This is a genomic window from Allobosea sp. P1_B10 (assembly GCF_056406735.1).
The window spans coordinates 114,300-138,278 of the sequence record NZ_JBFTZP010000009.1; the positions used below are offsets into that span (position 1 = coordinate 114,300).

The window sequence follows — 23,979 nt, forward strand, 5'->3', positions numbered from 1 at the left end:
TTCAAAATGCGACAAGATGGCGGGGTCGAGCGATTAACAGTTCATCCGAAGTCTGGCTTGATCAATCATGTTGTCCGTTGAACGTTCCTGGCTACCGCGTTAGCATCTGCAGCGAAGCGCCGAATGTTGGCGGGCCTGTCGGCCCGTAAGCGTTCGATCCGGAATTGAGCATGACCTTCCAGCCCTGCATGACATCGATCCGTGACGGCGTGAACGTCGTCGAGGAATTGAAGTGGCGCTCCTGGAACGGCGTCGTCGCCGATCTCTGGCACGCGCAGTGCGCGCCAGGCGCGCGCGGGCAGTATGTCTCGGAGCACCCCCGTCTCTTCATCGTGCTCGCGGCGGAGGGCGGTCCGTTCGAGACCCGGCTGAAGCCGACCGGCGAGGCTTTGCCTGGTTGCGGTGGCACGGGATCGTTCAACTACATCCCTGCGCACACCCCACTCTGGGGCAATGTCCAGAGGCCGATGCGCCTGCGCCATCTCGACCTGCATTTCGACCCGGCCGAGGTCAGCGAGCGCCTTGCTGAGCCGTTCGAGTCCAGCGTGCTGGCGCAGCCGAGGCTCCGCTTCACCGACGACCGGCTGCTTTCGCTGGCAAACCTCATCGCGCATGAGTGTGCGGCTCCGAACGCGCGGCACGACCTCTATGGCGACAGCCTGACGCTCGCGATGCTAGTCGATGTCTGCGCGATCGGCCGCCATCAGGCGCGGCGGCGCACGCCACTGGCGCCCTGGCAATTGCAGCGTGTCACCGACTACATCGCCGCCCATTGCAGCGGTTCGATCCGGCTGCAGGATCTCGCCGCGATGGTCGGTCTGTCGCAATCCTATTTCAGTCACGCCTTCAAGGCGTCGACCGGGGTGCCCCCGCATCAATGGCAGATCCAGGCGCGCGTACGCAAAGGCCAGGAGATGCTGATGGCGGGTGATCGCGCCCTGACCGAGGTTGCTGTCGAGGCCGGCTTCTCGGACCAGGCCCACTTCACCCGCGTCTTCCGGCGGATCGTCGGCGAGACACCTGCCGCCTGGCAGCGCTCCATGCGCGGCTTCCGCGTCTCGCTGCCCGCCGCGCCTCATTGAGGCCTGTCTGCGGGGCATCGGATGCTGGCGCGTTAACGCATCAGAAACCAAGCCGTCCTAGCGTGCGGGAATGGTTATTCGCCGCGGTGTCAGATCCGTTTTCATCACTCTCGCGCTCTACCTCGTGTCGGGCGCGGCCGTGAGCTATTTCCTCTTCCACGCCCAGCACGGCGCGCGGGGGCTGGAGGCGCGCGGCACCTTGCAGGAAGCGCTTCGGGCCACCGAAGGCGAGCTTGCGGTCCTGACCGCCGAGCGCAAGGTCTGGGAGCAACGCCTTTCCCTTGTGCGCGACGAGGCCGTCGACCGCGATCTTCTCGAGGAGCATGCGCGCTCCGTTCTGGGTCGCACGCACAAGAACGATGTCATCGTCATGGGGCGTTGACCGTACCCCTCGGTACCGCCAAATAGTTCCAAACACACCGGTTAACTGAAAATCGGTTACTACTGATTGTCGTTGAGATATCAGTGTGTTGTCTCATGCTGCATTGCGAGATGGCTCCCTCGCCAACGGTTTTACGATCCTCTACAACAAAGGTCGAAGAACCTTGGAGGACCGCCTATGGCCGTTGCCGCGCGCAAGATGAAAGCTCCCGCTCAGGCGAAAGCTGCGACAAAACCCGCCAAGGCGCGGGCCGCCAAGGCAACGAATGACAGGGATGCGGCTGCGCTCAGCAATGTCCCGGTCTTCAGCAAGGACGAAGATCTCCACGCCTATCGCGAGATGCTGCTGATCCGCCGCTTCGAGGAGAAGGCCGGCCAGATGTACGGCATGGGCCTCATCGGCGGCTTCTGCCACCTCTATATCGGTCAGGAAGCGGTCGTTACGGGCATGCAGATGGCCTCTAAGGATGGCGACCAGGTCATCACGGGCTATCGCGACCACGGTCATATGCTTGCCTGCGGCATGGAATCGCGCGGTGTGATGGCTGAGCTGACGGGGCGGCGCGGCGGCTATTCGCGCGGCAAGGGCGGCTCCATGCACATGTTTTCCCGCGAGAAGAATTTTTATGGCGGCCACGGCATCGTCGGCGCGCAGGTCTCGCTTGGCGCCGGCCTCGGCTTCGCCAACTGGTATCGCGAGGACGGCCGCGTTTCGCTGGCCTATTTCGGCGACGGCGCTGCCAATCAGGGCCAGGTCTATGAGAGCTTCAACATGGCCCAGCTCTGGAAGCTGCCGGTCGTGTTCGTGATCGAGAACAATCGTTACGCCATGGGTACCTCGGTGAGCCGCGCCTCCGCGCAGACCGATTTTTCCCGCCGTGGCGTATCCTTCGGCATTCCCGGCGAGCAGGTCGACGGCATGGATGTGCGCGCGGTACGCGCCGCCGGCGAGCGCGCCATGGAACATGCCCGCAGCGGCAAGGGCCCCTACATCCTAGAGATGCAGACCTATCGCTATCGCGGCCACTCGATGTCCGACCCCGCCAAGTACCGTTCGAAGGACGAGGTTCAGCGCATGCGCGAGGAGCACGATCCGATCGAGCAGGTGAGGGGGCGCCTCACCCGCGACTTCAAGATCGGCGAGGACGAGCTCAAGGCTATCGATGCGAAGGTGCGCGAGATCGTCAACGACGCCGCGGACTTCGCGACCCACGACCCCGAGCCCGATCCGTCCGAGCTCTTCACCGACATCACGCTGGAGGCGGCGCGGGCCTGACGGCCGCGCTTCGCCCACTCCCCGCCAGTCCCGACCTGTCCTAGAATTCCGGGTGCGTTCATGCCGATCGACATTCTCATGCCTGCCCTTTCGCCCACCATGGAGCAGGGCAAGCTCGCCAAGTGGCTGAAAGCCGAAGGTGACAAGGTCAAGGCCGGCGACATTATCGCCGAGATCGAGACCGACAAGGCGACCATGGAGGTCGAGGCCGTGGATGAGGGCATCCTGGCCAAGATCCTCGTGGCTGACGGCACCGACAATGTCGCAGTCAATACGCGCATCGGCGTGATCACGGCCGAGGGCGAGGATGTCAGCGCCGCAAGCGAGCCTGCCGCCGCCAAGCCAGCCGAGAAGGCCGCTGAGCCCGCACCCAAGGCCGAGGAGCCTGCCGCTGCTCCCGCCGCCTCCGCCCCGCCCACGGTCCCGGCCCAGGCCAAGACCTACGACGCCTCCGCGGAGTTCCCGGCCGGTGCCGAGATCGTCACCATGACGGTCCGCGAGGCGTTGCGCGATGCCATGGCCGAAGAGATGCGCCGCGACCGTGACGTCTTCGTCATGGGCGAGGAGGTCGCCGAGTACCAGGGCGCCTACAAGGTCACGCAGGGGCTGCTGCAGGAGTTCGGCGCCAAGCGCGTCATCGACACCCCGATCACCGAGCATGGTTTTGCCGGCATCGGCGTGGGCGCGGCGCTGACCGGCCTCAAGCCGATCGTCGAGTTCATGACCTTCAACTTCGCCATGCAGGCGATCGACCAGATCATCAATTCCGCCGCCAAGACCCTCTACATGTCAGGCGGCCAGATGGGCTGTCCGATCGTGTTCCGCGGGCCCAATGGCGCGGCCGCGCGCGTCGGTGCCCAGCACAGCCACGATTATGCCGCCTGGTACTCCAACGTGCCCGGTCTCAAGGTCATCGCGCCCTATAGCGCTTCGGACGCAAAAGGCCTGCTCAAGAGCGCGATCCGCGATCCCAACCCGATCATCTTCCTCGAGAACGAGATCCTCTACGGTCGTCAGTTCGAGGTGCCGCAGGGCGACGACGTCCTGGTCCCGATCGGCAAGGCCAAGGTCGTGCGCCCCGGCAAGGATGTCACGATCGTGTCCTTCAGCATCGGCATGACCTATGCGCTCGCCGCCGCCGAGGCTCTCGCCAAGGACGGCATCGAGGCCGAGGTCATCGATCTCCGCACCATCCGCCCGATGGACATCGAGACGGTGATCGCCTCGGTACAGAAGACGCATCGCTGCGTCGCCGTCGAGGAAGGCTTCCCGCAGTCGGGTGTCACCGCCGAGATCGGCATGCGCATCATGGAGGCGGCGTTCGACTACCTCGATGCGCCGGTGGCCCGCGTGACGGGCAAGGACGTGCCGATGCCTTATGCGGCCAACCTCGAGAAGCTCGCCCTCCCGAATGTCGGCGAGGTCATCGCGGCGGCCAAGGCCGTCTGCTATCGGAGCTGAGTCATGGCGCTGACGGTCGAAGCCATGGTGGCCTCGGTCGGCCTGGCGCTGGTGGGTGGCGGAGTTTCCGCCGCCTATTTCCGACCCGGGCAGCGGCTGAGTCCCAGACCGGTAACGCCTCGTAGTGCGACGCTTGCGAGACTGCGCCTGCACCGCATCGATCTCATTGCGTACTGTCTCGCTGCGAGCGGGGTGCTCTCCCTGGTCCCGGAATCGATGCAGGCCTTCGCGCCGGAACTGATGTTTGGCGGGTCGCTTGCCGGCAGCGCGCTCGAACATCTCGATTACCTCGCATTCGTCTTAGTCTCCCTGAGCTTCGGCATGGGCATAGCCCGCCGCCTGCTGCTCATCGCATTGGAAAAAGCGAGCCTCCAGCCATGCCCGTGAACATCCTCATGCCGGCTCTTTCTCCGACCATGGAAAAGGGCAACCTCGCCAAATGGCTCAAGAAGGAAGGCGACTCGATCAAGTCCGGTGACATCATCGCCGAGATCGAGACCGACAAGGCGACCATGGAGGTCGAGGCCGTGGATGAAGGCATCCTGGCCAGGATCGTCGTGCCCGAAGGCACAGCCGATGTCGCCGTCAACGAGGTCATCGGCGTGATCGCGGCCGAGGGCGAGGACGCCAAGGCCGTGCCAGCGCCTGCCAAGGCCGACGCTCCCAAGGCCGACGCTCCCAAGGCCGACGCTCCCAAGGCAGAGGCCGCCAAGGCTGAGGCTCCCAAGGCTGACGACAAGGCAACTGCGCCTGCCGCCGAAGCGCCCGCCGCTGCGGCTGCGCCGAGCAAGGCCGAAGGCGACCGGCCCTTCGCTTCGCCGCTGGCGCGACGGCTGGCCAAGGAGGCCGGCCTCGACCTGTCGAAGGTCCAGGGCTCGGGCCCGCATGGGCGCATCGTCGAGAAGGATATCGAGACGGCGAAGGCCGGTGGTGGCGCCAAGGCTGCTGCCGCTCCTGTTGCAACGGGTTCGGCGGTTGCACCGAAGCCTGCGGCTGCTCCGCTGGCCGCCGGCATGTCCGATGAAGCCGTGAAGAAGCTGTTTGCGCCTGGTTCCTACGAAGAGGTGCCGCATGACGGCATGCGCAAGACCATCGCGCGCCGCCTCAGCGAGGCCAAGCAGACGATCCCGCATTTCTATCTGACGATCGATTGCGAACTCGATGCGCTGCTGAAGCTGCGGGCCGAGCTCAACGCAGCCGCCCCCGAGAAGGACGGCAAGCCGGCCTACAAGCTCTCGGTCAACGACCTCGTGATCAAGGCTCTGGCCCTGTCGCTGCGGGCGGTGCCCGAGGCGAATGTGAGCTGGACCGAGAACACCATGCTCAAGCACAAGCACGCCGATGTCGGCGTCGCGGTGTCGATCCCCGGCGGCCTGATCACCCCGGTGATCCGCGACGCCTGCCACAAGACGCTGAGCCAAATCTCCAACGAGATGAAGGACATGGCGGCCCGCGCCAAGAACCGCAAGCTGAAGCCCGAGGAGTATCAGGGCGGCACCACGGCGGTCAGCAATCTCGGCATGTTCGGCGTCAAGGACTTCGCGGCGATCGTGAATCCGCCGCATGCGACGATCCTGGCGATCGGCGCCGGCGAGCAGCGGGCCGTGGTCAAGAACGGGGCGCTCGCGGTTGCAACCGTGATGTCGGTCACGCTCTCGACCGACCATCGCGCCGTCGATGGCGCGCTCGGTGCCGAGCTGATGCAGGCGTTCAAGGGCTTCATCGAGAAGCCCATGTCGATGCTGGTCTGACGGCGCGGGAGAGACATCATGGCTGACTACGACGTCATCATCATCGGCTCCGGTCCGGGCGGCTATGTCGCGGCGATCCGCGCAGCGCAGCTCGGCTTCAAGACCGCGATCGTCGAGCGCGAGCACCTGGCGGGCATCTGCTCCAACTGGGGCTGCATCCCGACCAAGGCGCTGCTGCGCTCGGCCGAGATCCTGCATTACGGCCAGCACGCCAAGGATTACGGGCTGGTTCTGGAAGGCACCTTCAAGGCCGATCTCGCCGCGGTCGTGGCGCGCTCGCGCGGCATCGCGACCCGTATGAACAACGGCGTCCAGTTCTTGATGAAGAAGAACAAGGTCGACGTGATCTGGGGCGAGGCCAAGCTGACCAAGCCCGGCACCGTCATCGTTGCGCCGACGAAGAAGCCGGCGATGCAGCCGCAGGTGCCGCCGCCGAAGACGGCCAAGGGCGAGGGCACCTACACGGCCGATCACATCATCATTGCGACCGGCGCCCGGCCGCGAGCCCTGCCTGGCATCGAGCCCGACGGCAAGCTGATCTGGACCTATTTCGAGGCGATGGTCCCGCAGAAGATGCCGAAGTCGCTGCTCGTCATGGGCTCCGGCGCCATCGGCATCGAGTTCGCGTCGTTCTATCGGACGATGGGCGTCGAGGTGACCGTGGTCGAAGTCATGCCGCAGGTCGTGCCTGTGGAGGACGCCGAGATCGGCGCCTTCGCGCGCAAGGCTTTCGAGAAGCAGGGCATCAAGGTCCTCACCGGCGCGAAGGTGACCAAGGTCGAGAAATCCGCCGACTCGATCACCGCTCATATCGAGGACGAGAAGGGCGCTAAGCAGACCATCACGGCAGATCGCATGATCTCGGCAGTCGGCGTCGTCGCCAATGTCGAGAATATCGGCCTTGAGGCGCTCGGCGTGAAGACCGATCGCGGCTTCATCGCGATCGACGATGTCTGCCGGACCAGCATCAAGGGCGTATATGCGATCGGCGACGTCGCAGGCCCGCCGATGCTCGCCCATAAGGCCGAGCATGAGGCAGTGATCTGCGTCGAAGCGATCAAGGGGCTGCATCCGCACCCGATGGACAAGCTGATGATCCCGGGCTGCACCTATTGCCACCCGCAGATCGCAAGCGTCGGCCTGACGGAGGCCAAGGCCAAGGCCGCCGGGCACGAGCTCAAGGTCGGGCGCTTCCCCTTCGTCGCCAACGGCAAGGCCGTGGCGCTCGGCGAGGACAGCGGGCTGGTCAAGACGATCTTCGACGCCAAGACCGGCAAGCTCCTGGGGGCCCACATGGTCGGCGCGGAAGTCACCGAGTTGATCCAGGGCTTTGTCGTCGCGATGAACCTCGAGACCACCGAGGAAGAGTTGATGCACACCATCTTCCCGCATCCGACCCTGTCGGAAACGATGAAGGAAAGCGTGCTCGACGCCTACGGCAGGGTGCTGAACGCCTGAGGCGAGGCTTCCAATCCCGCGCTCTCATCCACATATCGGCGCCATGACGACACGTACGCGCAAGAGACGCACGGCAGACCGCATCATCGCGGATGAAAAGGTCGAGATCCTGCCGCCCCACGGGCAGCAGGGTCTGGCGGTGGACTGGCGGGCGCTGGCGCCGACGATTGCACTCGGCACGGCGACAGGTTTCGTCGCCAGCCTGGTCGTCGGCGGCGGCGGGCTGGTCCGGCATGCCGTCGTAGGGGTGCTGGGCATGTTGGTCGGGCAGGGCTTAGTCCGGCTGACGGGATGGCGTGTGCGCACGGGTCATGCCTTTCTCGACGATGCGGCGATGGCGGTGCTGGGCGCCATTCTGGTCGTTCTCCTGGCTCGTTTTATCGCCTGAACCCAACCTGTGCTAAGTTCGCGCCGCGGCGTGTCTGGGCTGACGAAGGATGACGACGGATGGACTCGATCAATGCCGCAATGGCGGCGCAGCCGGGCTACGGTTTCTTCGCGACGATCTTCATCGGTTTGCTCGCGGGCTGGATCGCCGAGCGCATCACTTCGTCCGATCACGGCCTCTTCACGAACATGCTTGTCGGCGTTGCCGGCTCGTTCCTCGGCAGCCGGCTCGCCGAACTTCTTGAAATTCCGATCTTTGGCTTTCTGCGCACCCTTACGGCAGCTGTCGTCGGCGCGGTCGTGGTCATCGTGATCTGGAACGCCGCACGCAAGCCGCGCAGCTGACGCGACTCCAGGTGCTGTTGTCGTCCGCCGTCAGGCGGATTAGCTAGAGAGCAGGCGAGGGCATTCCGGCCCTGCCTGCCACGTATGGAAATAGGGTTATGGCGCTCGTTCTCGACCTGCTGAACCGCGATCCGCGGCCGAATATCGGAAATCCGAAGGCTGAGGCGCCGTCGGCTCCGGTCGAACTGCGTCACCCCGAGAAGCAGAAGCGGCCCGAGAACCCGATCCTGCGCAAGCCGGACTGGATCCGCGTCAAGGCGCCGGGCTCGCCCAAATGGGCCGAGACCCAGAAGATCGTGAAAGCCAACAAGCTGGTCACGGTCTGCGAGGAGGCGGGTTGCCCCAATATCGGTGAGTGCTGGGAGAAGAAGCACGCCACCTTCATGATCATGGGCGACACCTGCACGCGGGCTTGCGCCTTCTGCAACGTGAAGACCGGCGTGCCCCAGGCGCTCGACCATGACGAGCCGCGCAAGGTCGCCGAGGCCGTCGCCAAGCTCGGGCTCGAGCATGTCGTGATCACCTCGGTCGACCGCGACGACCTCAAGGATGGCGGCGCCGAGCACTTTGCCCGCGTCATCCACGCGATCCGGGAGGCTTCGCCCGGCACGACCATCGAGATCCTGACGCCCGATTTCCTGCGCAAGCCCGGCGCGCTCGAAGTCGTCGTCGCGGCCAAGCCCGATGTCTTCAACCACAACCTCGAGACCGTCCCCGGCAAGTACCTCAAGGTGCGCCCCGGCGCGCGCTACTTCCACTCGCTGCGGCTGCTGCAGCGGGTGAAGGAGATTGACCCCACCATCTTCACCAAGTCCGGCATCATGGTCGGCCTCGGCGAGGAGCGGAACGAGATACTCCAGCTGATGGATGATCTGCGCTCGGCCGATGTCGACTTCATCACCATCGGCCAGTATCTCGCACCCTCGCGCAAGCACCATGCGGTGATCCGCTTCGTCACGCCCGACGAGTTCAAGGGTTTTGAGGCGATCGCCTATGTGAAGGGCTTCCTCATGGTGTCCTCGACGCCGCTGACCCGCTCCTCGCACCATGCCGGCGAGGATTTCGCCAAGCTGCGCGCGGCGCGGGCCTCCAAGCTCGGCGCCTGAGCCGGGATCAAGGTCGCACCATGCCGATGTTCAACAGCACCCGCCGGGTGAAGCATTCGCCCGAGCAGATATTCGCGCTTGTGGCCGATGTCGAGAAATACCCGCAGTTCTTGCCGCTGTGCGAGGGGCTCGTCATCCGCAAGCGCACCCCGCGCGAAGACGGCAGCGAGGTGCTCGTGGCCGACATGACCGTCGGCTACAAGGCGATCCGCGAGACCTTCACCAGCCGTGTCACGCTCGACCCGGCCAATCTCAAGATCCTGGTCGAATATGTCGACGGGCCGTTCCGCTATCTCGAGAACCGCTGGAGCTTCAAGCCCGACGAGCGCGGCTGCGAGATCGGCTTCTTCATTTCCTATGAATTCGCCAGCCGCATGTTGGGCCTGTTGATGGGGACGATGTTCGACAAGGCGTTTCGGAAGTTCGCCGAAGCTTTCGAGCGTCGTGCCGATCTGATCTACCGCGCCGAGGTCCCGGCCAGGCTGGGCTAGGGCTCAGGCCAGCGCCGCCTCGCGCAGCAGGTCGAGGGCTTCAAGCACGCTCAGGCGCCTTATCTCGTCGCGGCTTTGCGGGCCGAAGCGCTTCTCGCGATGCAGTGTCCCGTCGGGGCCGGCGCAGGCGAAGTGCACGAGCCCGACCGGCTTGGCATCGCTGCCGCCGTCGGGGCCGGCAACCCCTGTGACCGAGACGGCAAGTGTTGCACCGACCCGGTCGCGGCCGCCCTCCGCCATCGCGCGGGCGACCGGCTCGCTGACCGCGCCATGCTCCTGGATGAGTTCGGCCGGAACGCCGGCAAGCGCGACCTTGGCCTCGTTCGAATAGGTCACCAGCCCGCCCATCACCATGCTCGACGAACCCGAAATCGCCGTGAGCGCGCCGCAGACCAGCCCGCCCGTGCAGGATTCCACGGTTGCAACGGTAACGCCGCGCTCGCGGCTGATTTTCAGGAGTTCGGCGGCGAGCGAGCGGATTGCGAGATCGGGCATGTCGGCTACTCCTTTTCGGGCAGGCGAATCGTCACTGTGGCCAGCGCCGCCAATCCTTCGCGGCGACCGGTGAAGCCAAGCCGCTCCGAAGTCGTGGCCTTGATCGCGACCTGGTCGATGCGCACGCCGGTCCCGTCGGCGATCGCCTGGCGGATCGCCTCGCGATGCGGGCCGACCTTGGGCGCTTCGCAGATGATGGTGAGGTCGAGGAAATCGATCTTGCCGCCACGCTCCCTGACCCGGTTGGCTGCGAAGGTCAGGAACGGCATCGATGCCGCGCCCTTCCATTGAGGGTCGCTCGGCGGAAAATGCGTGCCGATATCGCCATCGGTCAGCGCACCGAGCAGCGCGTCGGTCAGTGCGTGCAAGGCCACGTCGCCATCCGAATGCGCCAGCACACCCTGGTCGTGGGGAACCCTGACGCCGCCGAGCCAGACGTGGTCGCCCTCCTGAAAAGCGTGCACGTCGTAGCCTGTGCCGACGCGCACACGGAATTCTGTTGGCCGGTCAGTCGGCATGCGCTCGAAATCCTGCGGATGGGTCAGCTTGATATTTGTGATATCGCCCGGGAACGTAGCGACTGGGTGTCCGGCCCATTCCATCAGGGCTGCGTCGTCGGTCAACCCGTCGACGCCGGCGGCCGCAGCAGCTTCATGGGCGGCGAGCAGGACGCTGAAGCGGAAGGCCTGGGGCGTCTGCACGCTGACCAGCCTGTCCCGTGGCGGCGTCTCGACGACCCGACCCCGCTCGTCAACCCGCTTGATCGTATCTGTCACTGCCAGGGCTGGAACAGCAGCATCCGCGTCCCACGTCGCGCCGATCGCGGTGCCGATCAGGGCTGGCGAGACGAAGGGTCGGGCGGCATCGTGCACCAGCACCACCCCGTCAAAGCCCCCTGCGGCCAGCGCTTGGAGCCCGCGCAGGACCGAGGCCTGCCGCGTCTCGCCTCCGACGACGGCCGCCGTCAGCTTCCGTGTCTCGAGGCTGCCGATCGCATGGGCATAGCGTGCCTCATCCCCGACGCCAATCACCACCTGGATCCGGTCGATGCCGGGTTCAGCCAAAAAAGGCGTCAGGGCCTGCGCAAGAACAGACCGGCCTCCGAGGGTACGGTATTGCTTTGGCATGCCAGCGCCTGCCCGCAGGCCACGGCCGGCGGCGACCAGCAGTGCGGCGACTGGGAGGGGGCGATCTGTCAATTCTGTTGGCACGGCGTCTCGGTCCTGTAAGGGCTTTGGTGATAGGCGCAGCTCGTTCGTTCGCCAAGCCCGCTGGCTTGTCAGTGGCCATTGACGGAGCGGCAGGGGTGCGGCGTTATTGCATCGCAACATGGGTATTGGGCTCTTGCGCAATTGCAGCAATGTCCAATAAATATGCATAATGGATATTGCCTCAAATTCGGGCGTGGTTGCGTTGGCTGATCGTGGTGTCGCTCCGACGTCGCGTGCGTTCCTGGCTCCGATGTCGGGCGTCACCGACATCGTGATGCGCCGAATCTGCGCGCGTTATGGCGCCGGCCTCGTCATCTCGGAGATGGTCGCTTCGGACGAGTTCGTCCGGGGCAGCGAGGAAGCACGGATTCGTGCCGAGGGGGCGGGGATCTCACCCCATGTCGTGCAACTGGCCGGCTGCGATCCGCATTGGCTCGGCGAGGCCGCCCGCCTTGCCGAGAGCAATGGCGCTGCCGTGGTCGACATCAATATGGGCTGCCCGGCCAAGAAGGTCACCGGAGGCTGGGCCGGCTCTGCGCTGATGCGCGATCTCGACCATGCTCTGGCGCTCGTGCGCGCCTGCGTTCAGGCCGTGAAGGTGCCCGTGACGGTCAAGATGCGGCTGGGATGGGACGATGCCTCGCGCAATGCGCCCGAACTGGCGCGCCGGGCGGTGGCCGAGGGCGCCGCGCTGATCACGGTTCATGGTCGTACACGGCAGCAGTTCTACAAGGGCACGGCCGATTGGCAGGCCATCAAGGCCGTGCGCGCGGCCGGCGATTTTCCGCTCGTCGCCAATGGCGATATCCATGACCTCGATCAGGCCCGGACCTGTCTCGCGCAATCGGGAGCCGATTTCGTCATGGTCGGTCGTGCGGCGCTCGGGCGGCCTTGGCTGGTCGGCGATATCGGCGCCGGACTCGCTGGCCTCCCCGTACGCGCGTTGACCGTGGTGGAAAAACACGCCGTGGCACGCGAGCATTATGAAGGGCTGCTCAGCCTGATGGGCATCGCCCATGGCGTGCGGCATGCCCGCAAGCATCTGGCGGCCTATGCCAACGAGGCGCTGGCAAGCGGCTGCGCGCCTGATGCCGACAGCCGGCAGACCCTGCTGACATCGAACGATCCTCAAGCTGTGCTCGCTTCACTGGCACGGTTGTTCTCTGGCGAACTCGACCGCGTCGCGGCTTGAGCGAAAGGTTTTGCGTATGGCGATGGCGTTTCTGGACGGCGGAACGGGAAGCGAGGATTTCCTGATCGATTTGATCGAAGCCCAGGCCCTGAACGTGTTGCCCATGCCGGTACTGGTCGTGGGTGAGAGCCATCGCATCCTCTACGCCAACACTGCCGCCGAGGATTTTTTCCAGTCGAGCACCGTCGTTCTCAAGCGCCAGCGCATCGACGATCACATCGCCTTCGGTTCGCCTGTCCTGGCGTTGATCGAGGAGGTCCAGCGCCGGGGCGCGAGCGTCAGCGAGTACCGTCTTGACCTCGGCTCGCCGCGACTGGGCGTCGATCGGGTGGTCGATGTCTTTGCCTCTCCCTTGCCCAGCCAGGGCGATGCGGTCGTGGTTATGCTACAAGAACGTACAATTGCCGAAAAAATGGACAGGCAGCTGACCCACAGGGGAGCAGCCCGCTCAATTACTGCGCTCGGCGCCATGCTCGCGCATGAGATCAAGAACCCGCTCTCCGGCATCCGCGGCGCGGCTCAACTGCTAGAAGCCTCCGTCCCCGACAGCGATCGCCTCCTGACCCAACTGATCTGCGACGAGACCGACCGGATCGTAAAGCTCGTCGAGCGCGTCGAACTCTTCGGCGATGAGCGGCCGAGTGATCGCGGTCCGGTCAATGTCCATGACGTGCTCGACCATGTGAAGCGGCTCGCGCAGTCGGGCTTTGCCCGCCATATCCGCTTCAACGAGATCTACGATCCCTCGCTGCCCGCGGTCGCGGGCAACCGCGACCAACTCGTCCAGGTCCTGTTGAACCTGGTGAAGAATGCGGCGGAAGCCATTGGCGAAACGGCGATTGACGGCGAGATCACCCTGACGACCGCCTTCCGGCCGGGCATCAGGATGCAACTCGCCGGTGCCGAGGGGCGCATCGCCCTGCCGTTGGAGATCGGCATCCGCGACAACGGTCCGGGCGTGCCGTCCGACCTGGTGCCGCACCTGTTCGATCCCTTCGTCACGACCAAGGCCCAGGGCAGTGGCCTTGGACTTGCACTTGTTGCCAAGGTGATCGGCGATCACGGCGGCATCGTCGAATGCGACTCTGTCCCGCGCCGCACGATTTTCCGACTTCTGCTGCCGTTGCACCAGCCCCGGTCGCGGCAGAGCGCTTAAAGGCCGACAGGACGATTTGAATGCCGACGGGTAACATCCTCATCGCGGACGACGACGCCGCCATCCGCACTGTCCTCAACCAGGCTCTCGCACGGGCCGGGTACGAGGTGCGGACCACCGGCCAGGCGGCGACACTCTGGACCTGGGCTGCACAGGGGCTTGGCGACCTGATCATCACCGACGTGGTGATGCCTGACGGCAATGCCTTCGACCTGCTGCCGCGCATCAAGCGCGTGCGGCCCGAGCTGCCGATCATCGTGATGAGCGCGCAGAACACCTTCATGACCGCGATCAAGGCGTCGGAGCGCGGCGCCTATGAATATCTGCCAAAGCCCTTCGACCTGAAGGAGCTTGTCGCAATTGTCGGCCGGGCGCTGTCTCGTCCGCGCGGCGACGGCGGCCGCCCCCACGTCGCCGAGCCCGACGACATTCCGCTGATCGGCCGTTCCCCGGCGATGCAGGACGTCTACCGCGCGCTCGCGCGACTGATGCCCATCGATCTCACCGTCATGATCAACGGCGAGTCAGGCACCGGCAAGGAACTGGTCGCCCGCGCGCTGCACGACTACGGCAAGCGCAAGAACGGCCCCTTCGTCGCCATCAACATGGCTGCGATTCCGAAGGACCTGATCGAATCCGAGCTTTTCGGCCATGAGAAGGGGGCCTTCACCGGCGCCCTGACTCGCTCCTCGGGCCGCTTCGAGCAGGCCGAGGGTGGCACTCTGTTCCTCGACGAGATCGGCGACATGCCGATGGAGGCGCAGACCCGTCTCCTGCGCGTGCTGCAACAGGGCGAATATACGACTGTCGGCGGTCGCACCCCGATCAAGACCAATGTCCGTATCGTTGCAGCGACCAACAAGGACCTGCGTATCTCGATCGCGCAGGGGCTGTTCCGCGAGGACCTGTTCTTCCGGCTGAACGTCGTGCCGATTCGCCTGCCTCCGCTGCGCGAGCGCGTCGAAGATATTCCTGATCTCGTGCGCCACTTCTTCTCGCTGGTCGAGAAGGAGGGCCTCCCGCGCAAGCAGATCGATTCGGAAGCGATGGACGTGATGCGTCGCTATCGCTGGCCCGGCAATGTGCGCGAGCTCGAGAACCTCGTCCGCCGCCTGGCCGCGCTTTATCCCCAGGAGACCATCACCGCGCCGATCGTCGAGGCTGAACTTCAGCCCTCGAGCCAGGCGACGAGTTTCTCCGGCGCCACCACCCAGGAACGCGCAGAAACGCTGTCCGGCTCGGTCGAGCGCCATCTCAATCAGTACTTCGGCGGTTTTGGCGACAATATTCCCCCTCCCGGGCTGTATCATCGCATCCTGCGCGAGGTTGAGCCGCCGCTGATCGCCGCCGCACTGGCTGCGACGCGCGGCAACCAGATCCGCGCAGCTGAACTGCTCGGCCTCAACCGCAATACGCTGCGGAAGAAGATTCGCGAGCTCGACATGCAGGTGGTACGCTCACCGCGCTGAGGTCGGACGGCAAAGGCGGGAAACGGAGCGTTTCCCGCCTTTCATATGTCGCATTTTGACAACACCGTTGCGTCGGCGCATCTATGCCGCGCGCCAGGCCGTGCCCGTTCCGGGCCGGTCGTCCGGGAGTCGTCAAGAAACCGTGTCAGCTTCGATGAGCGATGTCAGAATCACGCCGCGTGGCGAGGATGCGCCCCGGCGCGTCTCGGGCTGGCTCGGGGCGATCGTCGTGGTTTTCGCGCTCGTCTCGGCGCTAGTCACCTTCATGGTGCTGTCCGGCGTCACGCCGATCGCGCCGGTGCACGAGGTCGTCGTCGGCGTCTTCATCCTCAATGCGCTGCTGATCCTGCTGCTCCTGATCATCGTCGCCTTCGAGACGGCCGTGCTGATCAGGGCGCGTCGCGCGGGAGCCGCCGCGGCCGGCCTCCACGTCCGAATCGTCGGGCTTTTCAGCATCATCGCGACATTGCCGGCGATTCTGGTTGCGATCATCGCGACGGTAACGATCGAGCGCGGCCTGGAGCCCTGGTTCTCGGACAGAATGCGCGACGCGATCTTCAAGTCCGTCGAGGTCGCCGACGCCTATGCCGCCAACCAGTGCAAGTCGCTGGGTCGCGAGATCCGCGTCCTTGCCGATGACCTGGCGCGTGCCAAGCCGGCCTACGATGTCGACCGAAAATGGTTCGAAAACTTCCTGACCGCGCGGGCCACCGCACTCGGCGTGCCCGTCGCGGCGATCATGCAGCCACCCGACAAGGTGCTCGTGCGCGCCAGCATCGACGTGCTGAAGAATGCTCCGCAGCCCGACAAGGCCGCCTTCGACGACGCCGATTCCGCGCCGGAGCCGATCTGTATCGTGCCCGAGACCGGCCGTATCTTCGGCGCGCTGGTCAGGTTGCCCGCCTATGAGAACGGCTATCTCCACGTCGCGCGCGAGGTCGACCCGCTGGCGGTCGAGTTCCCCGCGGTCGCCCGTGGCGCGGCAGTCGAGTATCTCGCCATCGACGCCCGCCGGAAGGGCGTGCAGATCGCCTTCGCCTCGATGTATGCGCTGATCGCGCTGATCCTGCTGCTGTCGGCGATCTGGCTCGGCTTGAGCTTTGCCAACGGGCTGGTGGCGCCTATCCGGCGGATGATCCATGCAACGGACCAGGTCTCCAGCGGAAACTTCTATGTGCAGGTCCCGATCAGGAGATCGGAGGGAGATCTCGCCCATCTCGGCGAGACCTTCAACAAGATGACGGCGGAGCTGCGCCGACAGCGCGACGGGCTCGTCACCGCCAGCGACGTCATCGATCGACGGCGGCGCTTCACCGAGACCGTGCTGTCGGGCGTTTCCTCGGGTGTCCTCGGCCTCGATGGCGAGGGCCGCGTCACCATCATCAACCGCTCGGCCGAGGGGCTTCTCGGCACCGGCAGCCGCGTATTTGGCGAACCGATCGCGCAGGTCGCGCCCGAGGTTGCCACCTTCGTCGCCGACGCGCTCCATGGGCGTTCGCGCCAGAGCGCGGGGCAGGTCTCGCTGACGCGCGGCGGACAGGACCGGATGGTCAATATCCGGGCCGTCCGAGAGGGTGAGGGCGCCGGTGCGGGGCTCGTCGTGACGCTGGACGACATCACGGATCTCGTCTCGGCGCAGCGGACCGCGGCCTGGGCCGATGTCGCCCGCCGCATCGCGCACGAGATCAAGAACCCGCTGACGCCTATCCAGCTCTCGGCCGAGCGGATCAGGCGCAAGTTCGGCAAGGTGATCCTTGAGGACAAGGAGATCTTCGACCAGTGCACTGCGACGATCGTGCGCCAGGTCGACGATATCCGCCGCATGGTCGACGAGTTCTCGTCCTTCGCGCGCATGCCGAAGCCGTCGCTTTCGCGCGACGACATCGTCGAGACCGCGCGGCAGATCGTCTTCCTGATGCGCGTCGGCAATCCCGAGATCACGATGACCGACAACCTGCCCGCGGAAGCGGTTCTGGCCCAGTTCGACCGGCGCCTGATTTCGCAGGCGCTGACGAACGTCATCAAGAACGCGACTGAGGCGATCCAGGCGGTGCCTGCCGACATCCGAGGGCGAGGCGAGATCGAGATCGCATTCGAGCGCCGCGACGATGGCAGGATCGTCATCGACATCATCGACAACGGCAAGGGACTGCCAGCCGACCAGCGCCAGAAGCTGCTCGAACCCTATATGACGACGCGCGAGGGCGGCACCGGCCTTGGCCTCGCCATCGTCGGCAAGATCCTCGAAGACCATGGCGGTGGCATCGAATTGCTCGATCGGCCGGACGCCGAGCAGGGCACGCGCGGCGCGCGTGTCCGGTTGTGGTTCCCCGAGACAGGCCCCGCCACCGAGACCGATAGCGAGACAACGAGCGGCCGCGAGAGATTAGCGGCAACCGCCCGGGACAAGCAGAATGGGATTGCCGTATGAGCGCTGATATTCTGGTCGTCGACGACGAGGTCGATATCCGCGAGCTGGTCGCGGGCCTGCTCGAGGATGAAGGCTACCGTACCCGCAAGGCTGGATCGGCAGACGAGGCTCTTGCCGCGATCGCCGCGCGCCGGCCCAACCTGGTCTTCCTGGACATCTGGCTGCAGGGCAGCCGGCTGGACGGGCTGCAGGTCCTCGAGCTGATCAAGGAGAGCCATCCCGACCTCGCGGTCGTGATGATCTCGGGCCACGGCAACATCGAGACCGCGGTTTCCGCTATCAAGAGCGGCGCCTATGACTTCATCGAGAAGCCGTTCAAGGCCGACAGGCTGGTGCTCGTGGCCGAGCGTGCGCTCGAAGCCTCGCGCCTGCGCCGCGAAGTCCGGGAGCTGAAGACGCGCTCGGTCCAGGCCAGCCGCATCGTCGGCCGCTCGACGGTCGTCAACCAGCTGCGCCAGACCATCGAGCGCGTGGCGCCGACCAATGCACGCATCCTGATCACCGGTGAGCCCGGCTGCGGCAAGGAGCTGGCGGCGCGCACCCTGCATGAGGGCTCGTCCCGATCCTCCGGGCCGTTCATCGTGATCAATGCGGCGACGATCACGCCCGATACGATGGAGGAGGAGCTGTTCGGCGTCGAGGCGGGCGAGGGCCGCACGCGTCGCGTCGGCGCGCTCGAGGAGGCGCATGGCGGCTCTCTGTATTTCGACGAGATCGGCGATATGCCGCGCGAGACCCAGAATCGCATCCTGCGCGTGCTGGTCGACCAAAATTTCCAGCGCGTGGGCGGCGCAACGCGCGTCCATGTCGATGTCCGCATCATCTCCTCGACCAGTCGCGATCTCGCCAAGCTGATCGCTGACGGGCAGTTCCGCGAGGATCTCTATCACCGCCTCAGCGTCGTACCGGTGCGCGTACCCTCGCTGTCGGATCGACGCGAGGACGTGCCGGAGCTGATCGAGTTCTTCATGGAGCAGATCTCGGTGGCGAGCGGCCTGCCCAAGCGCCGGATCGGCTCCGACGCCATGGCGGTCCTCCAGTCCCATGAATGGCCAGGCAACATTCGCGAGCTCCGCAACAATGTCGAGCGGTTGATGATCCTGACCAAGGGCGACCCGACAGCCGACATCACGATCGAGATGCTGCCCGCCGAAGTCGGGGCCATGGTCCCGACGACGCCATCGGGCTCTGGTGGCGAAAAGCTGATGAGCTTGCCGCTTCGCGAGGCGCGCGAGATCTTCGAGCGCGAGTATCTGATCGCGCAGATCGCGCGCTTCTCGGGCAACATTTCGCGCACCGCCGAATTCATCGGCATGGAGCGTTCGGCCTTGCACCGGAAGCTGAAATCGCTCGGAGTGGGCTGAAACGTGGCGGGGCAGGCGCTGTTTGCATGAGTGCCTGCGAGATATGCACGGGCAATGTGCACCTGCGAAGTGATATTGCACTTGCTTTGTCGCGCAATGCGACGATCTTATGTGACGTCGGTGTTTCAGGGCGGCGCGCCCGATTGCGCGTCTGCAAACGAAACGAAATGGATCGCGGGCTTCAAGCCGATGAGCGATCCCAACAATAGGGGCTACCCATGGCCGCAGAGCGGGCTCAAAACCTTCAGGACACGTTCCTCAACCACGTTCGCAAGCAGAAAATTCCGCTGACGATCTTCCTCGTCAACGGCGTGAAACTGCAGGGCGTCGTCACCTGGTTTGATAATTTCTGCGTATTGCTGCGCCGCGACGGGCACTCGCAGCTGGTCTACAAGCACGCGATCTCGACCATCATGCCGGGCCATCCCGTGCAGCTGTTCGAGCCCGAGGAACAGGACAAGGCCTGAGGCCGATGTCCGGCCGCAGCGGGACAGACGAGCCACAATCGGTCACCAAACCGCTCGATGAGATCGAGCGCGAGATCGCCGCGAATACTCGGGCCTACGTCGTGGGTCCGTACTCGCAGCGCCGTGGCGGCGGCACGGCCGACAGCAATCAACGGTCCTTCGCAGCCAGGCTCGATGAAGCCGTCGGCCTGGCTGCAGCAATCGACCTGACGGTCGTCGAGCCGATCCAGGTCATGCTGACGGCTTTTCGGCCAGCCACATATCTCGGCAAGGGCAAGGTCGAGGAGATCGCCGAGCGGATCAAGCTCGAGGAAATCGGCCTCGTCGTGATGGACTGCGCGCTGTCGCCGGTCCAGCAACGCAACCTCGAGAAGGCCTTTGGCTGCAAGGTCATCGACCGCACCGGCCTGATTCTCGAAATTTTCGGCCGGCGAGCGCGGACTCGAGAGGGCACGCTGCAGGTCGAGCTCGCGCACCTGAATTACCAGAAGAGCCGTCTCGTGCGGTCCTGGACCCACCTCGAGCGCCAGCGCGGTGGCTTCGGCTTCCTCGGCGGCCCCGGCGAGACCCAGATCGAGGCCGACCGGCGTATCATCCAGGAGCGCATGACCAAGATCGAGCGCGATCTGGAAAGCGTCAAGCGCACCCGCGGCCTGCATCGCGCCAGCCGTAAACGCGTGCCTTATCCCGTAGTTGCGCTTGTTGGTTACACCAATGCGGGCAAGTCGACGCTGTTCAACCGGCTGACCTCCGCCGAGGTTCTGGCGCAGGACATGCTGTTTGCCACGCTCGACCCGACCGCGCGCGCGATCAAGCTGCCGCATGGCGCCCGCATCATGCTGTCGGACACTGTCGGTTTCATCTCGGACCTCCCGACGCAGCTCGTCGCCGCCTTCCGGGCGACGCTGGAGGATGCGATCGAGGCCGATGTGCTGCTGCATGTCCGCGACGTCTCGCATGAGGACACGCAGGCCCAGGCCGCCGACGTGCAGGCGATCCTGCGCGATCTCGGGATCGATCCCGATGACGGCCAGCGCGTGGTCGAGGTCTGGAACAAGTCCGACCTGCTCGACATCCCGGAACGCGAGCGCCAGCTCGGTCTTGCGGGACTCAAGCCTGAGGTTTCCCGCCCGGTTCTCGTATCTGCCTTGACCGGCGACGGCATCGAGCGGCTGACCGACGCGATCGAGCAGCGCATCGCTAGGCGCCGGCCCGTCTACGCGCTTAGCCTCGAGCCGGGCGACGGCAAGTCGCTAGCCTGGCTGCACGCCAATGGCGAGATCCTGGAACGCGAGGATGCGGAGGATGGGACGCTGGCCCTGACAGTGCGCCTGCCGCCGGAGCGCGAGGGATCGTTCGGCGCGCGGTTTCCCGAGGCGGTCCGGCAGAACTGAGACGCGACCGGCTGAATGGTCGCCGGAAGCGCAATCCTGTGAGACGCCGCTCTGCGGCGCTCCAGGACGCGGGCTCGGTTCAGGCGTTTGGTGCCTTTTCTGAGCGCTTCACTGCCTGCCAGAGCGCTTCCATCTCTTCGAGGGTCGCATCCTTCGCGGATCTGCCCTGCGCTTCGAGCGCCTGCTCTATGCCCTTGAAACGGCGCTCGAATTTCGCGTTCGCGGCATGCAGGCAGCCTTCGGGATCGGCATCGACATGCCGTGCCAGATTGGCGACTACGAACAGCAGGTCGCCGATCTCTTCCTTGATCGCCGCCTTGTCGCCTGAGGCGAGCGCCTCGTCGATCTCCGCAGTTTCCTCCCGGATCTTGTCGAGCACGAGCCGGGCATCGTTCCAGTCGAAGCCGACTGTCGAGGCCTTGGCCTGAATTTTCCAGGCGCGGGTCAGAGAGGGCAGCGTGTGCGGCACGCCGGCGAGAACACCCTTGTCCTCTGTCTTCTCGGGCAGGCCAGCGGCCTCGCGAGCGGCGACCTTTTCGGCCTTTTCCTGCGCCTTGATGCGATGCCAAAGCGCCTTGACCTCGAGAGGCGAGAGATCCCGGGCATCGCCAAAGACATGCGGATGGCGCCTGATCATTTTCGAGGTCACGGCCTCGACGACATCAGCGAAGGCGAATGCGTCCTGCTCCTGCGCCATGCGCGCGTGGTAGACCACCTGAAGCAGAAGGTCCCCGAGTTCGTCCTTGAGGTCGACGAGGTCACCACGCGCGATGGCGTCGGCGACCTCATACGCCTCCTCGACCGTGTAGGGCGCGATCGACACAAAATCCTGCTCGAGGTCCCAGGGGCAGCCGGTGCCGGGGGTGCGCAGCGCCGCCATGATCTCGATCAGGCGGGAAATGTCTCCGGAGGGCTTCACCGTGCAGGTCTCCGTGGAATGGGCTAGGGTCTCTCCCATGATTCAAGTGACGCCGTCCATCGCCATCGACGAGAGCGAAATCGAGGAGAGTTTCGTCCGGGCCTCCGGGCCGGGCGGGCAGCACGTCAACAAGGTGTCGAGCGCGGTCCAGCTCAAATTCGACGCCAGGCGTTCGCCCGGGCTGCCGAACGACGTCGCGATTCGCCTGATGAAGCTCGCGGGCAGCCGCCTGACCCTGGACGGGGTCATCCTCATCGTCGCGCAGTCGCAGCGCAGCCAGAAACGCAACCGCGAGGAGGCGCTGGAGCGCCTGCTCGCGCTGATCCGCGAAGCCGCCATCCCGCCACAGGTGCGCCGGCCTACCAAGCCGACAAAGGCCTCGAAGGAGCGCCGCCTCGTATCAAAGGACAAGCGCTCGTCCATCAAGGCCGGTCGCTCGAAGCCGGGGGCTGACTGATTGGCTGACGACGAGACGCCGCCTGACGGCGGCAGGCGCTTCGCCAGGGCCCAACGCCCGGAGCGAAAGGCGCCGCGACGCATCACGCCTGACTATCTGCAGCGGGCCGCGATGCATTACCTCGAGCGCTACGCAGCGCCTTCGGGGCAGTTGCGCCGCGTGCTTCAGCGCAAGGTTATGGTGAGCTGCCGCCATCACGGCGACGAGCCCGCGCTGTTTGACGCCATGCTCGACGATGTCGTGGCGCGATGCCAGTCATCTGGGCTCGTCGACGACGCGCGTTTTGCCGAGGCCCGTGCCAACAGCTTGCGCCGGAAGGGGCAATCGTCTCGGGCGGTGGCTGCAAAGCTTGCGGCCAAGGGCGTTACCCGCGAACTCGCGGCGCAGCACAGTGCCAGCGATGACGAGCAGGAACTGGCCGCGGCGCGCATCGCAGCGCGACGCAAGCGACTCGGGCCCTGGAGCCGCGGCGACCGCATCGCCAATCGCCAGAAGGATCTCGCGGCATTGGCGCGAGCGGGGTTCAGAATGAACGTCGCCCGCAGCGTCATTGACGATGCGGGCGACGAGGTGGAAACCTGACCCGGTCAGGCGGGCCCCGATATTCCTGCGTTAGTCGAGCCGGATGTTCGCGTCGCTTACAACCTTGCCCCAGCGTGCGATCTCGGCGGTGACGAACTTGCCGAAGTCCGACCCGTAAAGGGCAGGAATGGTCGAGCCGTTCTTCTTCCAGGCCTCGGCGATCGCCGGAACCTTCAGGGCCTTCTCGATCTCGTCGCGCATGCGGGCGACGATCGCGTCCGGCGTGCCCTTGGGCGCCCAGATTGCGTACCAGGTCGCGACCTCATAGCCATCAAGCCCTGCCTCCTTGGCTGTGGGCACGTCGGCGATGGCGTCGGCGCGCTTGGGCGCCGCGACGGCGAGGGCCCGCAGCGAGCCTCCGGAAATCTGTGGCGCAGACGATCCCAGCCCGTCGAACATGACATCGACCTGGCCGGCGACGAGATCCTGCATCGCGGGGCCGGCGCCGCGGTAGGGGACATGCGTCAGGGGAGCCTTGGCCAGCAGCTTGAACAACTCGCCTGCCAGGTGATGGGTCGTCCCGTTGCCTGCCGAGGCATAGTTCAGCTTGTCGGGATTGGCCTTGGCGAAGGCGATCAGCTCGGCCAAAGTCTTGGCCTCGACCTTCTTGGGATTGACGACGACAACCTGCGGCGGCTGCGCGATGACGCCGATCGGGATGAAATCCTTCTCAAGGTTGTAGTCGAGCTTGGGATAGAGCGCCGGCGCGATGGCATGGTGGGCCGCACCGATGAAGAAGGTGTAGCCGTCGGGAGCGGCCTTCGACGCCGCCGAAGCACCGACCGTGCCGCCCGCGCCGCCGCGATTGTCGATGATGATGCGGTGGCCGAGTTGCTGGTCGAGCTGTGCCGCCAGCGGCCGGGCGAAGGCGTCCGTGCCGCCGCCTGCCGGGAAGGGCACGATGAAGGTGATCGACTTCGTCGGCCAGGTTTGCGCCGCGGCTGGCAGGGCGGCGCCTGCGGTCAGTCCAGCGGCGGCAAGCAGCAGCAACAGGCGTCGTGACGTGATCATTGCTTGACGTTCTCCCTCGATCCATGACTTCCAGCTCTGATCGGCCGGATTTCGGCAGCGGCGTGGCCCGATGGCTGCCGCAGTTGGACGGGA

The 23,979-nt window shown here is 65.4% G+C and carries 24 protein-coding genes; 20 read left to right on the plus strand and 4 right to left on the minus strand.

The genetic code is table 11. The features are described 5' to 3' along the window. Window positions 1–170: 170 nt before the first annotated feature. From AC1D2L_RS18990 to AC1D2L_RS19040, 11 genes are all read left to right on the plus strand, one after another. On the plus strand, window positions 171–1,082 hold the full coding sequence (locus AC1D2L_RS18990; protein ID WP_476847456.1) for a helix-turn-helix domain-containing protein: 912 nt from the start codon (window positions 171–173) through the stop codon (window positions 1,080–1,082). A gap of 70 nt (window positions 1,083–1,152) precedes the next feature. Continuing rightward, entirely contained in the window at window positions 1,153–1,464 is a 312-nt protein-coding gene (locus AC1D2L_RS18995; RefSeq protein WP_476847457.1) for an FtsB family cell division protein, read from the plus strand. A 177-nt stretch (window positions 1,465–1,641) separates the two neighbouring features. Next, window positions 1,642–2,739: a pyruvate dehydrogenase (acetyl-transferring) E1 component subunit alpha gene (pdhA, locus tag AC1D2L_RS19000; protein WP_476847458.1), complete on the plus strand. Its 1,098-nt coding sequence runs from the start codon at window positions 1,642–1,644 to the stop codon at window positions 2,737–2,739. Window positions 2,740–2,799: 60 nt separating this feature from the next. Continuing rightward, window positions 2,800–4,200 carry a pyruvate dehydrogenase complex E1 component subunit beta gene (locus AC1D2L_RS19005; protein WP_476847459.1) on the plus strand — a complete coding sequence of 467 codons (1,401 nt, stop codon included), beginning with the start codon at window positions 2,800–2,802 and terminating at the stop codon, window positions 4,198–4,200. A 3-nt stretch (window positions 4,201–4,203) separates the two neighbouring features. Next, window positions 4,204–4,587, plus strand: coding sequence for a hypothetical protein (locus tag AC1D2L_RS19010; protein WP_476847460.1), 384 nt, complete (start codon window positions 4,204–4,206; stop codon window positions 4,585–4,587). Beyond that, window positions 4,578–5,951 carry a pyruvate dehydrogenase complex dihydrolipoamide acetyltransferase gene (locus AC1D2L_RS19015; RefSeq protein WP_476847461.1) on the plus strand — a complete coding sequence of 458 codons (1,374 nt, stop codon included), beginning with the start codon at window positions 4,578–4,580 and terminating at the stop codon, window positions 5,949–5,951. Before AC1D2L_RS19010 ends, AC1D2L_RS19015 begins: the two co-directional genes overlap by 10 nt. Before the next feature lie 15 nt (window positions 5,952–5,966). Continuing rightward, window positions 5,967–7,409 (plus strand): dihydrolipoyl dehydrogenase, encoded by a 1,443-nt coding sequence (gene lpdA, locus AC1D2L_RS19020; protein ID WP_476847517.1) that lies wholly within the window; start codon window positions 5,967–5,969, stop codon window positions 7,407–7,409. A gap of 43 nt (window positions 7,410–7,452) precedes the next feature. Beyond that, window positions 7,453–7,797, plus strand: coding sequence for a GlsB/YeaQ/YmgE family stress response membrane protein (locus tag AC1D2L_RS19025; RefSeq protein ID WP_476847462.1), 345 nt, complete (start codon window positions 7,453–7,455; stop codon window positions 7,795–7,797). An 80-nt stretch (window positions 7,798–7,877) separates the two neighbouring features. After that, window positions 7,878–8,141: a GlsB/YeaQ/YmgE family stress response membrane protein gene (locus tag AC1D2L_RS19030; protein ID WP_476847463.1), complete on the plus strand. Its 264-nt coding sequence runs from the start codon at window positions 7,878–7,880 to the stop codon at window positions 8,139–8,141. 98 nt (window positions 8,142–8,239) lie between these two features. Then, a complete protein-coding gene (gene lipA / locus AC1D2L_RS19035; protein WP_476847464.1) occupies window positions 8,240–9,247 on the plus strand; it encodes a lipoyl synthase in 1,008 nt (335 codons plus the stop codon). 20 nt (window positions 9,248–9,267) lie between these two features. Continuing rightward, window positions 9,268–9,738, plus strand: coding sequence for a type II toxin-antitoxin system RatA family toxin (locus AC1D2L_RS19040; RefSeq protein WP_476847465.1), 471 nt, complete (start codon window positions 9,268–9,270; stop codon window positions 9,736–9,738). A 3-nt stretch (window positions 9,739–9,741) separates the two neighbouring features. Here AC1D2L_RS19040 and AC1D2L_RS19045 read toward each other — a convergent pair whose 3' ends face one another. After that, the gene (locus AC1D2L_RS19045) at window positions 9,742–10,233 is read right to left on the minus strand and encodes a CinA family protein (RefSeq protein ID WP_476847466.1); all 492 of its coding nucleotides are present in this window, start codon (window positions 10,231–10,233) and stop codon (window positions 9,742–9,744) included. A 5-nt stretch (window positions 10,234–10,238) separates the two neighbouring features. Then, the gene (locus AC1D2L_RS19050; RefSeq protein ID WP_476847518.1) at window positions 10,239–11,432 is read right to left on the minus strand and encodes a bifunctional 2-C-methyl-D-erythritol 4-phosphate cytidylyltransferase/2-C-methyl-D-erythritol 2,4-cyclodiphosphate synthase; all 1,194 of its coding nucleotides are present in this window, start codon (window positions 11,430–11,432) and stop codon (window positions 10,239–10,241) included. A 181-nt stretch (window positions 11,433–11,613) separates the two neighbouring features. On the opposite strand from AC1D2L_RS19050, the gene dusB reads away from it, so the two are divergent. The 7 genes from dusB to hflX all read left to right on the plus strand — a co-directional run bounded on the left by dusB (window position 11,614) and on the right by hflX (window position 20,917). Next, on the plus strand, window positions 11,614–12,636 hold the full coding sequence (gene dusB, locus AC1D2L_RS19055; RefSeq protein WP_476847467.1) for a tRNA dihydrouridine synthase DusB: 1,023 nt from the start codon (window positions 11,614–11,616) through the stop codon (window positions 12,634–12,636). Between the two features lie 16 nt (window positions 12,637–12,652). Next, the gene (locus tag AC1D2L_RS19060; protein WP_476847468.1) at window positions 12,653–13,792 is read left to right on the plus strand and encodes a two-component system sensor histidine kinase NtrB; all 1,140 of its coding nucleotides are present in this window, start codon (window positions 12,653–12,655) and stop codon (window positions 13,790–13,792) included. 20 nt (window positions 13,793–13,812) lie between these two features. Then, window positions 13,813–15,261, plus strand: coding sequence for a nitrogen regulation protein NR(I) (ntrC, locus tag AC1D2L_RS19065; protein ID WP_476847469.1), 1,449 nt, complete (start codon window positions 13,813–13,815; stop codon window positions 15,259–15,261). Window positions 15,262–15,415: 154 nt separating this feature from the next. Then, window positions 15,416–17,692 carry a sensor histidine kinase NtrY-like gene (locus tag AC1D2L_RS19070; RefSeq protein ID WP_476847470.1) on the plus strand — a complete coding sequence of 759 codons (2,277 nt, stop codon included), beginning with the start codon at window positions 15,416–15,418 and terminating at the stop codon, window positions 17,690–17,692. After that, complete coding sequence (gene ntrX, locus AC1D2L_RS19075) at window positions 17,689–19,056, plus strand: nitrogen assimilation response regulator NtrX (RefSeq protein WP_476847471.1); 1,368 nt, start codon at window positions 17,689–17,691, stop codon at window positions 19,054–19,056. The genes AC1D2L_RS19070 and ntrX overlap by 4 nt, the downstream gene beginning before the upstream one ends. 218 nt (window positions 19,057–19,274) lie before the next feature. Next, a complete protein-coding gene (hfq, locus tag AC1D2L_RS19080; RefSeq protein WP_056713550.1) occupies window positions 19,275–19,523 on the plus strand; it encodes an RNA chaperone Hfq in 249 nt (82 codons plus the stop codon). Between the two features lie 5 nt (window positions 19,524–19,528). After that, window positions 19,529–20,917, plus strand: coding sequence for a GTPase HflX (gene hflX, locus AC1D2L_RS19085; protein ID WP_476847472.1), 1,389 nt, complete (start codon window positions 19,529–19,531; stop codon window positions 20,915–20,917). A 79-nt stretch (window positions 20,918–20,996) separates the two neighbouring features. Here hflX and mazG read toward each other — a convergent pair whose 3' ends face one another. Then, the gene (mazG, locus tag AC1D2L_RS19090) at window positions 20,997–21,836 is read right to left on the minus strand and encodes a nucleoside triphosphate pyrophosphohydrolase (protein ID WP_476847473.1); all 840 of its coding nucleotides are present in this window, start codon (window positions 21,834–21,836) and stop codon (window positions 20,997–20,999) included. Between the two features lie 37 nt (window positions 21,837–21,873). Here mazG and arfB point away from each other — a divergent pair, with 37 nt between their 5' ends. After that, window positions 21,874–22,293, plus strand: coding sequence for an alternative ribosome rescue aminoacyl-tRNA hydrolase ArfB (gene arfB, locus AC1D2L_RS19095; protein ID WP_476847519.1), 420 nt, complete (start codon window positions 21,874–21,876; stop codon window positions 22,291–22,293). Next, window positions 22,294–22,875: a regulatory protein RecX gene (locus tag AC1D2L_RS19100; protein ID WP_476847474.1), complete on the plus strand. Its 582-nt coding sequence runs from the start codon at window positions 22,294–22,296 to the stop codon at window positions 22,873–22,875. Window positions 22,876–22,905: 30 nt separating this feature from the next. Here the strand turns inward: AC1D2L_RS19100 and AC1D2L_RS19105 are convergent, their stop codons facing one another. Then, window positions 22,906–23,886 (minus strand): Bug family tripartite tricarboxylate transporter substrate binding protein, encoded by a 981-nt coding sequence (locus AC1D2L_RS19105; protein ID WP_476847475.1) that lies wholly within the window; start codon window positions 23,884–23,886, stop codon window positions 22,906–22,908. Window positions 23,887–23,979 lie beyond the last annotated feature (93 nt).

What these genes read in the sequence shown, in the direction of transcription:
- AC1D2L_RS18990 (WP_476847456.1), top strand. Translation starts at nt 171, where the DNA reads ATGACCTTCCAGCCCTGCATGACATCGATCCGTGACGGCGTGAACGTC.
- AC1D2L_RS18995 (WP_476847457.1), top strand. Translation starts at nt 1,153, where the DNA reads ATGGTTATTCGCCGCGGTGTCAGATCCGTTTTCATCACTCTCGCGCTC.
- pdhA (WP_476847458.1), top strand. Translation starts at nt 1,642, where the DNA reads ATGGCCGTTGCCGCGCGCAAGATGAAAGCTCCCGCTCAGGCGAAAGCT.
- AC1D2L_RS19005 (WP_476847459.1), top strand. Translation starts at nt 2,800, where the DNA reads ATGCCGATCGACATTCTCATGCCTGCCCTTTCGCCCACCATGGAGCAG.
- AC1D2L_RS19010 (WP_476847460.1), top strand. Translation starts at nt 4,204, where the DNA reads ATGGCGCTGACGGTCGAAGCCATGGTGGCCTCGGTCGGCCTGGCGCTG.
- AC1D2L_RS19015 (WP_476847461.1), top strand. Translation starts at nt 4,578, where the DNA reads ATGCCCGTGAACATCCTCATGCCGGCTCTTTCTCCGACCATGGAAAAG.
- AC1D2L_RS19025 (WP_476847462.1), top strand. Translation starts at nt 7,453, where the DNA reads ATGACGACACGTACGCGCAAGAGACGCACGGCAGACCGCATCATCGCG.
- AC1D2L_RS19030 (WP_476847463.1), top strand. Translation starts at nt 7,878, where the DNA reads ATGGCGGCGCAGCCGGGCTACGGTTTCTTCGCGACGATCTTCATCGGT.
- lipA (WP_476847464.1), top strand. Translation starts at nt 8,240, where the DNA reads ATGGCGCTCGTTCTCGACCTGCTGAACCGCGATCCGCGGCCGAATATC.
- AC1D2L_RS19040 (WP_476847465.1), top strand. Translation starts at nt 9,268, where the DNA reads ATGCCGATGTTCAACAGCACCCGCCGGGTGAAGCATTCGCCCGAGCAG.
- AC1D2L_RS19045 (WP_476847466.1), bottom strand. Translation starts at nt 10,233, where the DNA reads ATGCCCGATCTCGCAATCCGCTCGCTCGCCGCCGAACTCCTGAAAATC.
- dusB (WP_476847467.1), top strand. Translation starts at nt 11,614, where the DNA reads ATGGATATTGCCTCAAATTCGGGCGTGGTTGCGTTGGCTGATCGTGGT.
- AC1D2L_RS19060 (WP_476847468.1), top strand. Translation starts at nt 12,653, where the DNA reads ATGGCGATGGCGTTTCTGGACGGCGGAACGGGAAGCGAGGATTTCCTG.
- ntrC (WP_476847469.1), top strand. Translation starts at nt 13,813, where the DNA reads ATGCCGACGGGTAACATCCTCATCGCGGACGACGACGCCGCCATCCGC.
- AC1D2L_RS19070 (WP_476847470.1), top strand. Translation starts at nt 15,416, where the DNA reads ATGAGCGATGTCAGAATCACGCCGCGTGGCGAGGATGCGCCCCGGCGC.
- ntrX (WP_476847471.1), top strand. Translation starts at nt 17,689, where the DNA reads ATGAGCGCTGATATTCTGGTCGTCGACGACGAGGTCGATATCCGCGAG.
- hfq (WP_056713550.1), top strand. Translation starts at nt 19,275, where the DNA reads ATGGCCGCAGAGCGGGCTCAAAACCTTCAGGACACGTTCCTCAACCAC.
- hflX (WP_476847472.1), top strand. Translation starts at nt 19,529, where the DNA reads ATGTCCGGCCGCAGCGGGACAGACGAGCCACAATCGGTCACCAAACCG.
- arfB (WP_476847519.1), top strand. Translation starts at nt 21,874, where the DNA reads ATGATTCAAGTGACGCCGTCCATCGCCATCGACGAGAGCGAAATCGAG.
- AC1D2L_RS19105 (WP_476847475.1), bottom strand. Translation starts at nt 23,886, where the DNA reads ATGATCACGTCACGACGCCTGTTGCTGCTGCTTGCCGCCGCTGGACTG.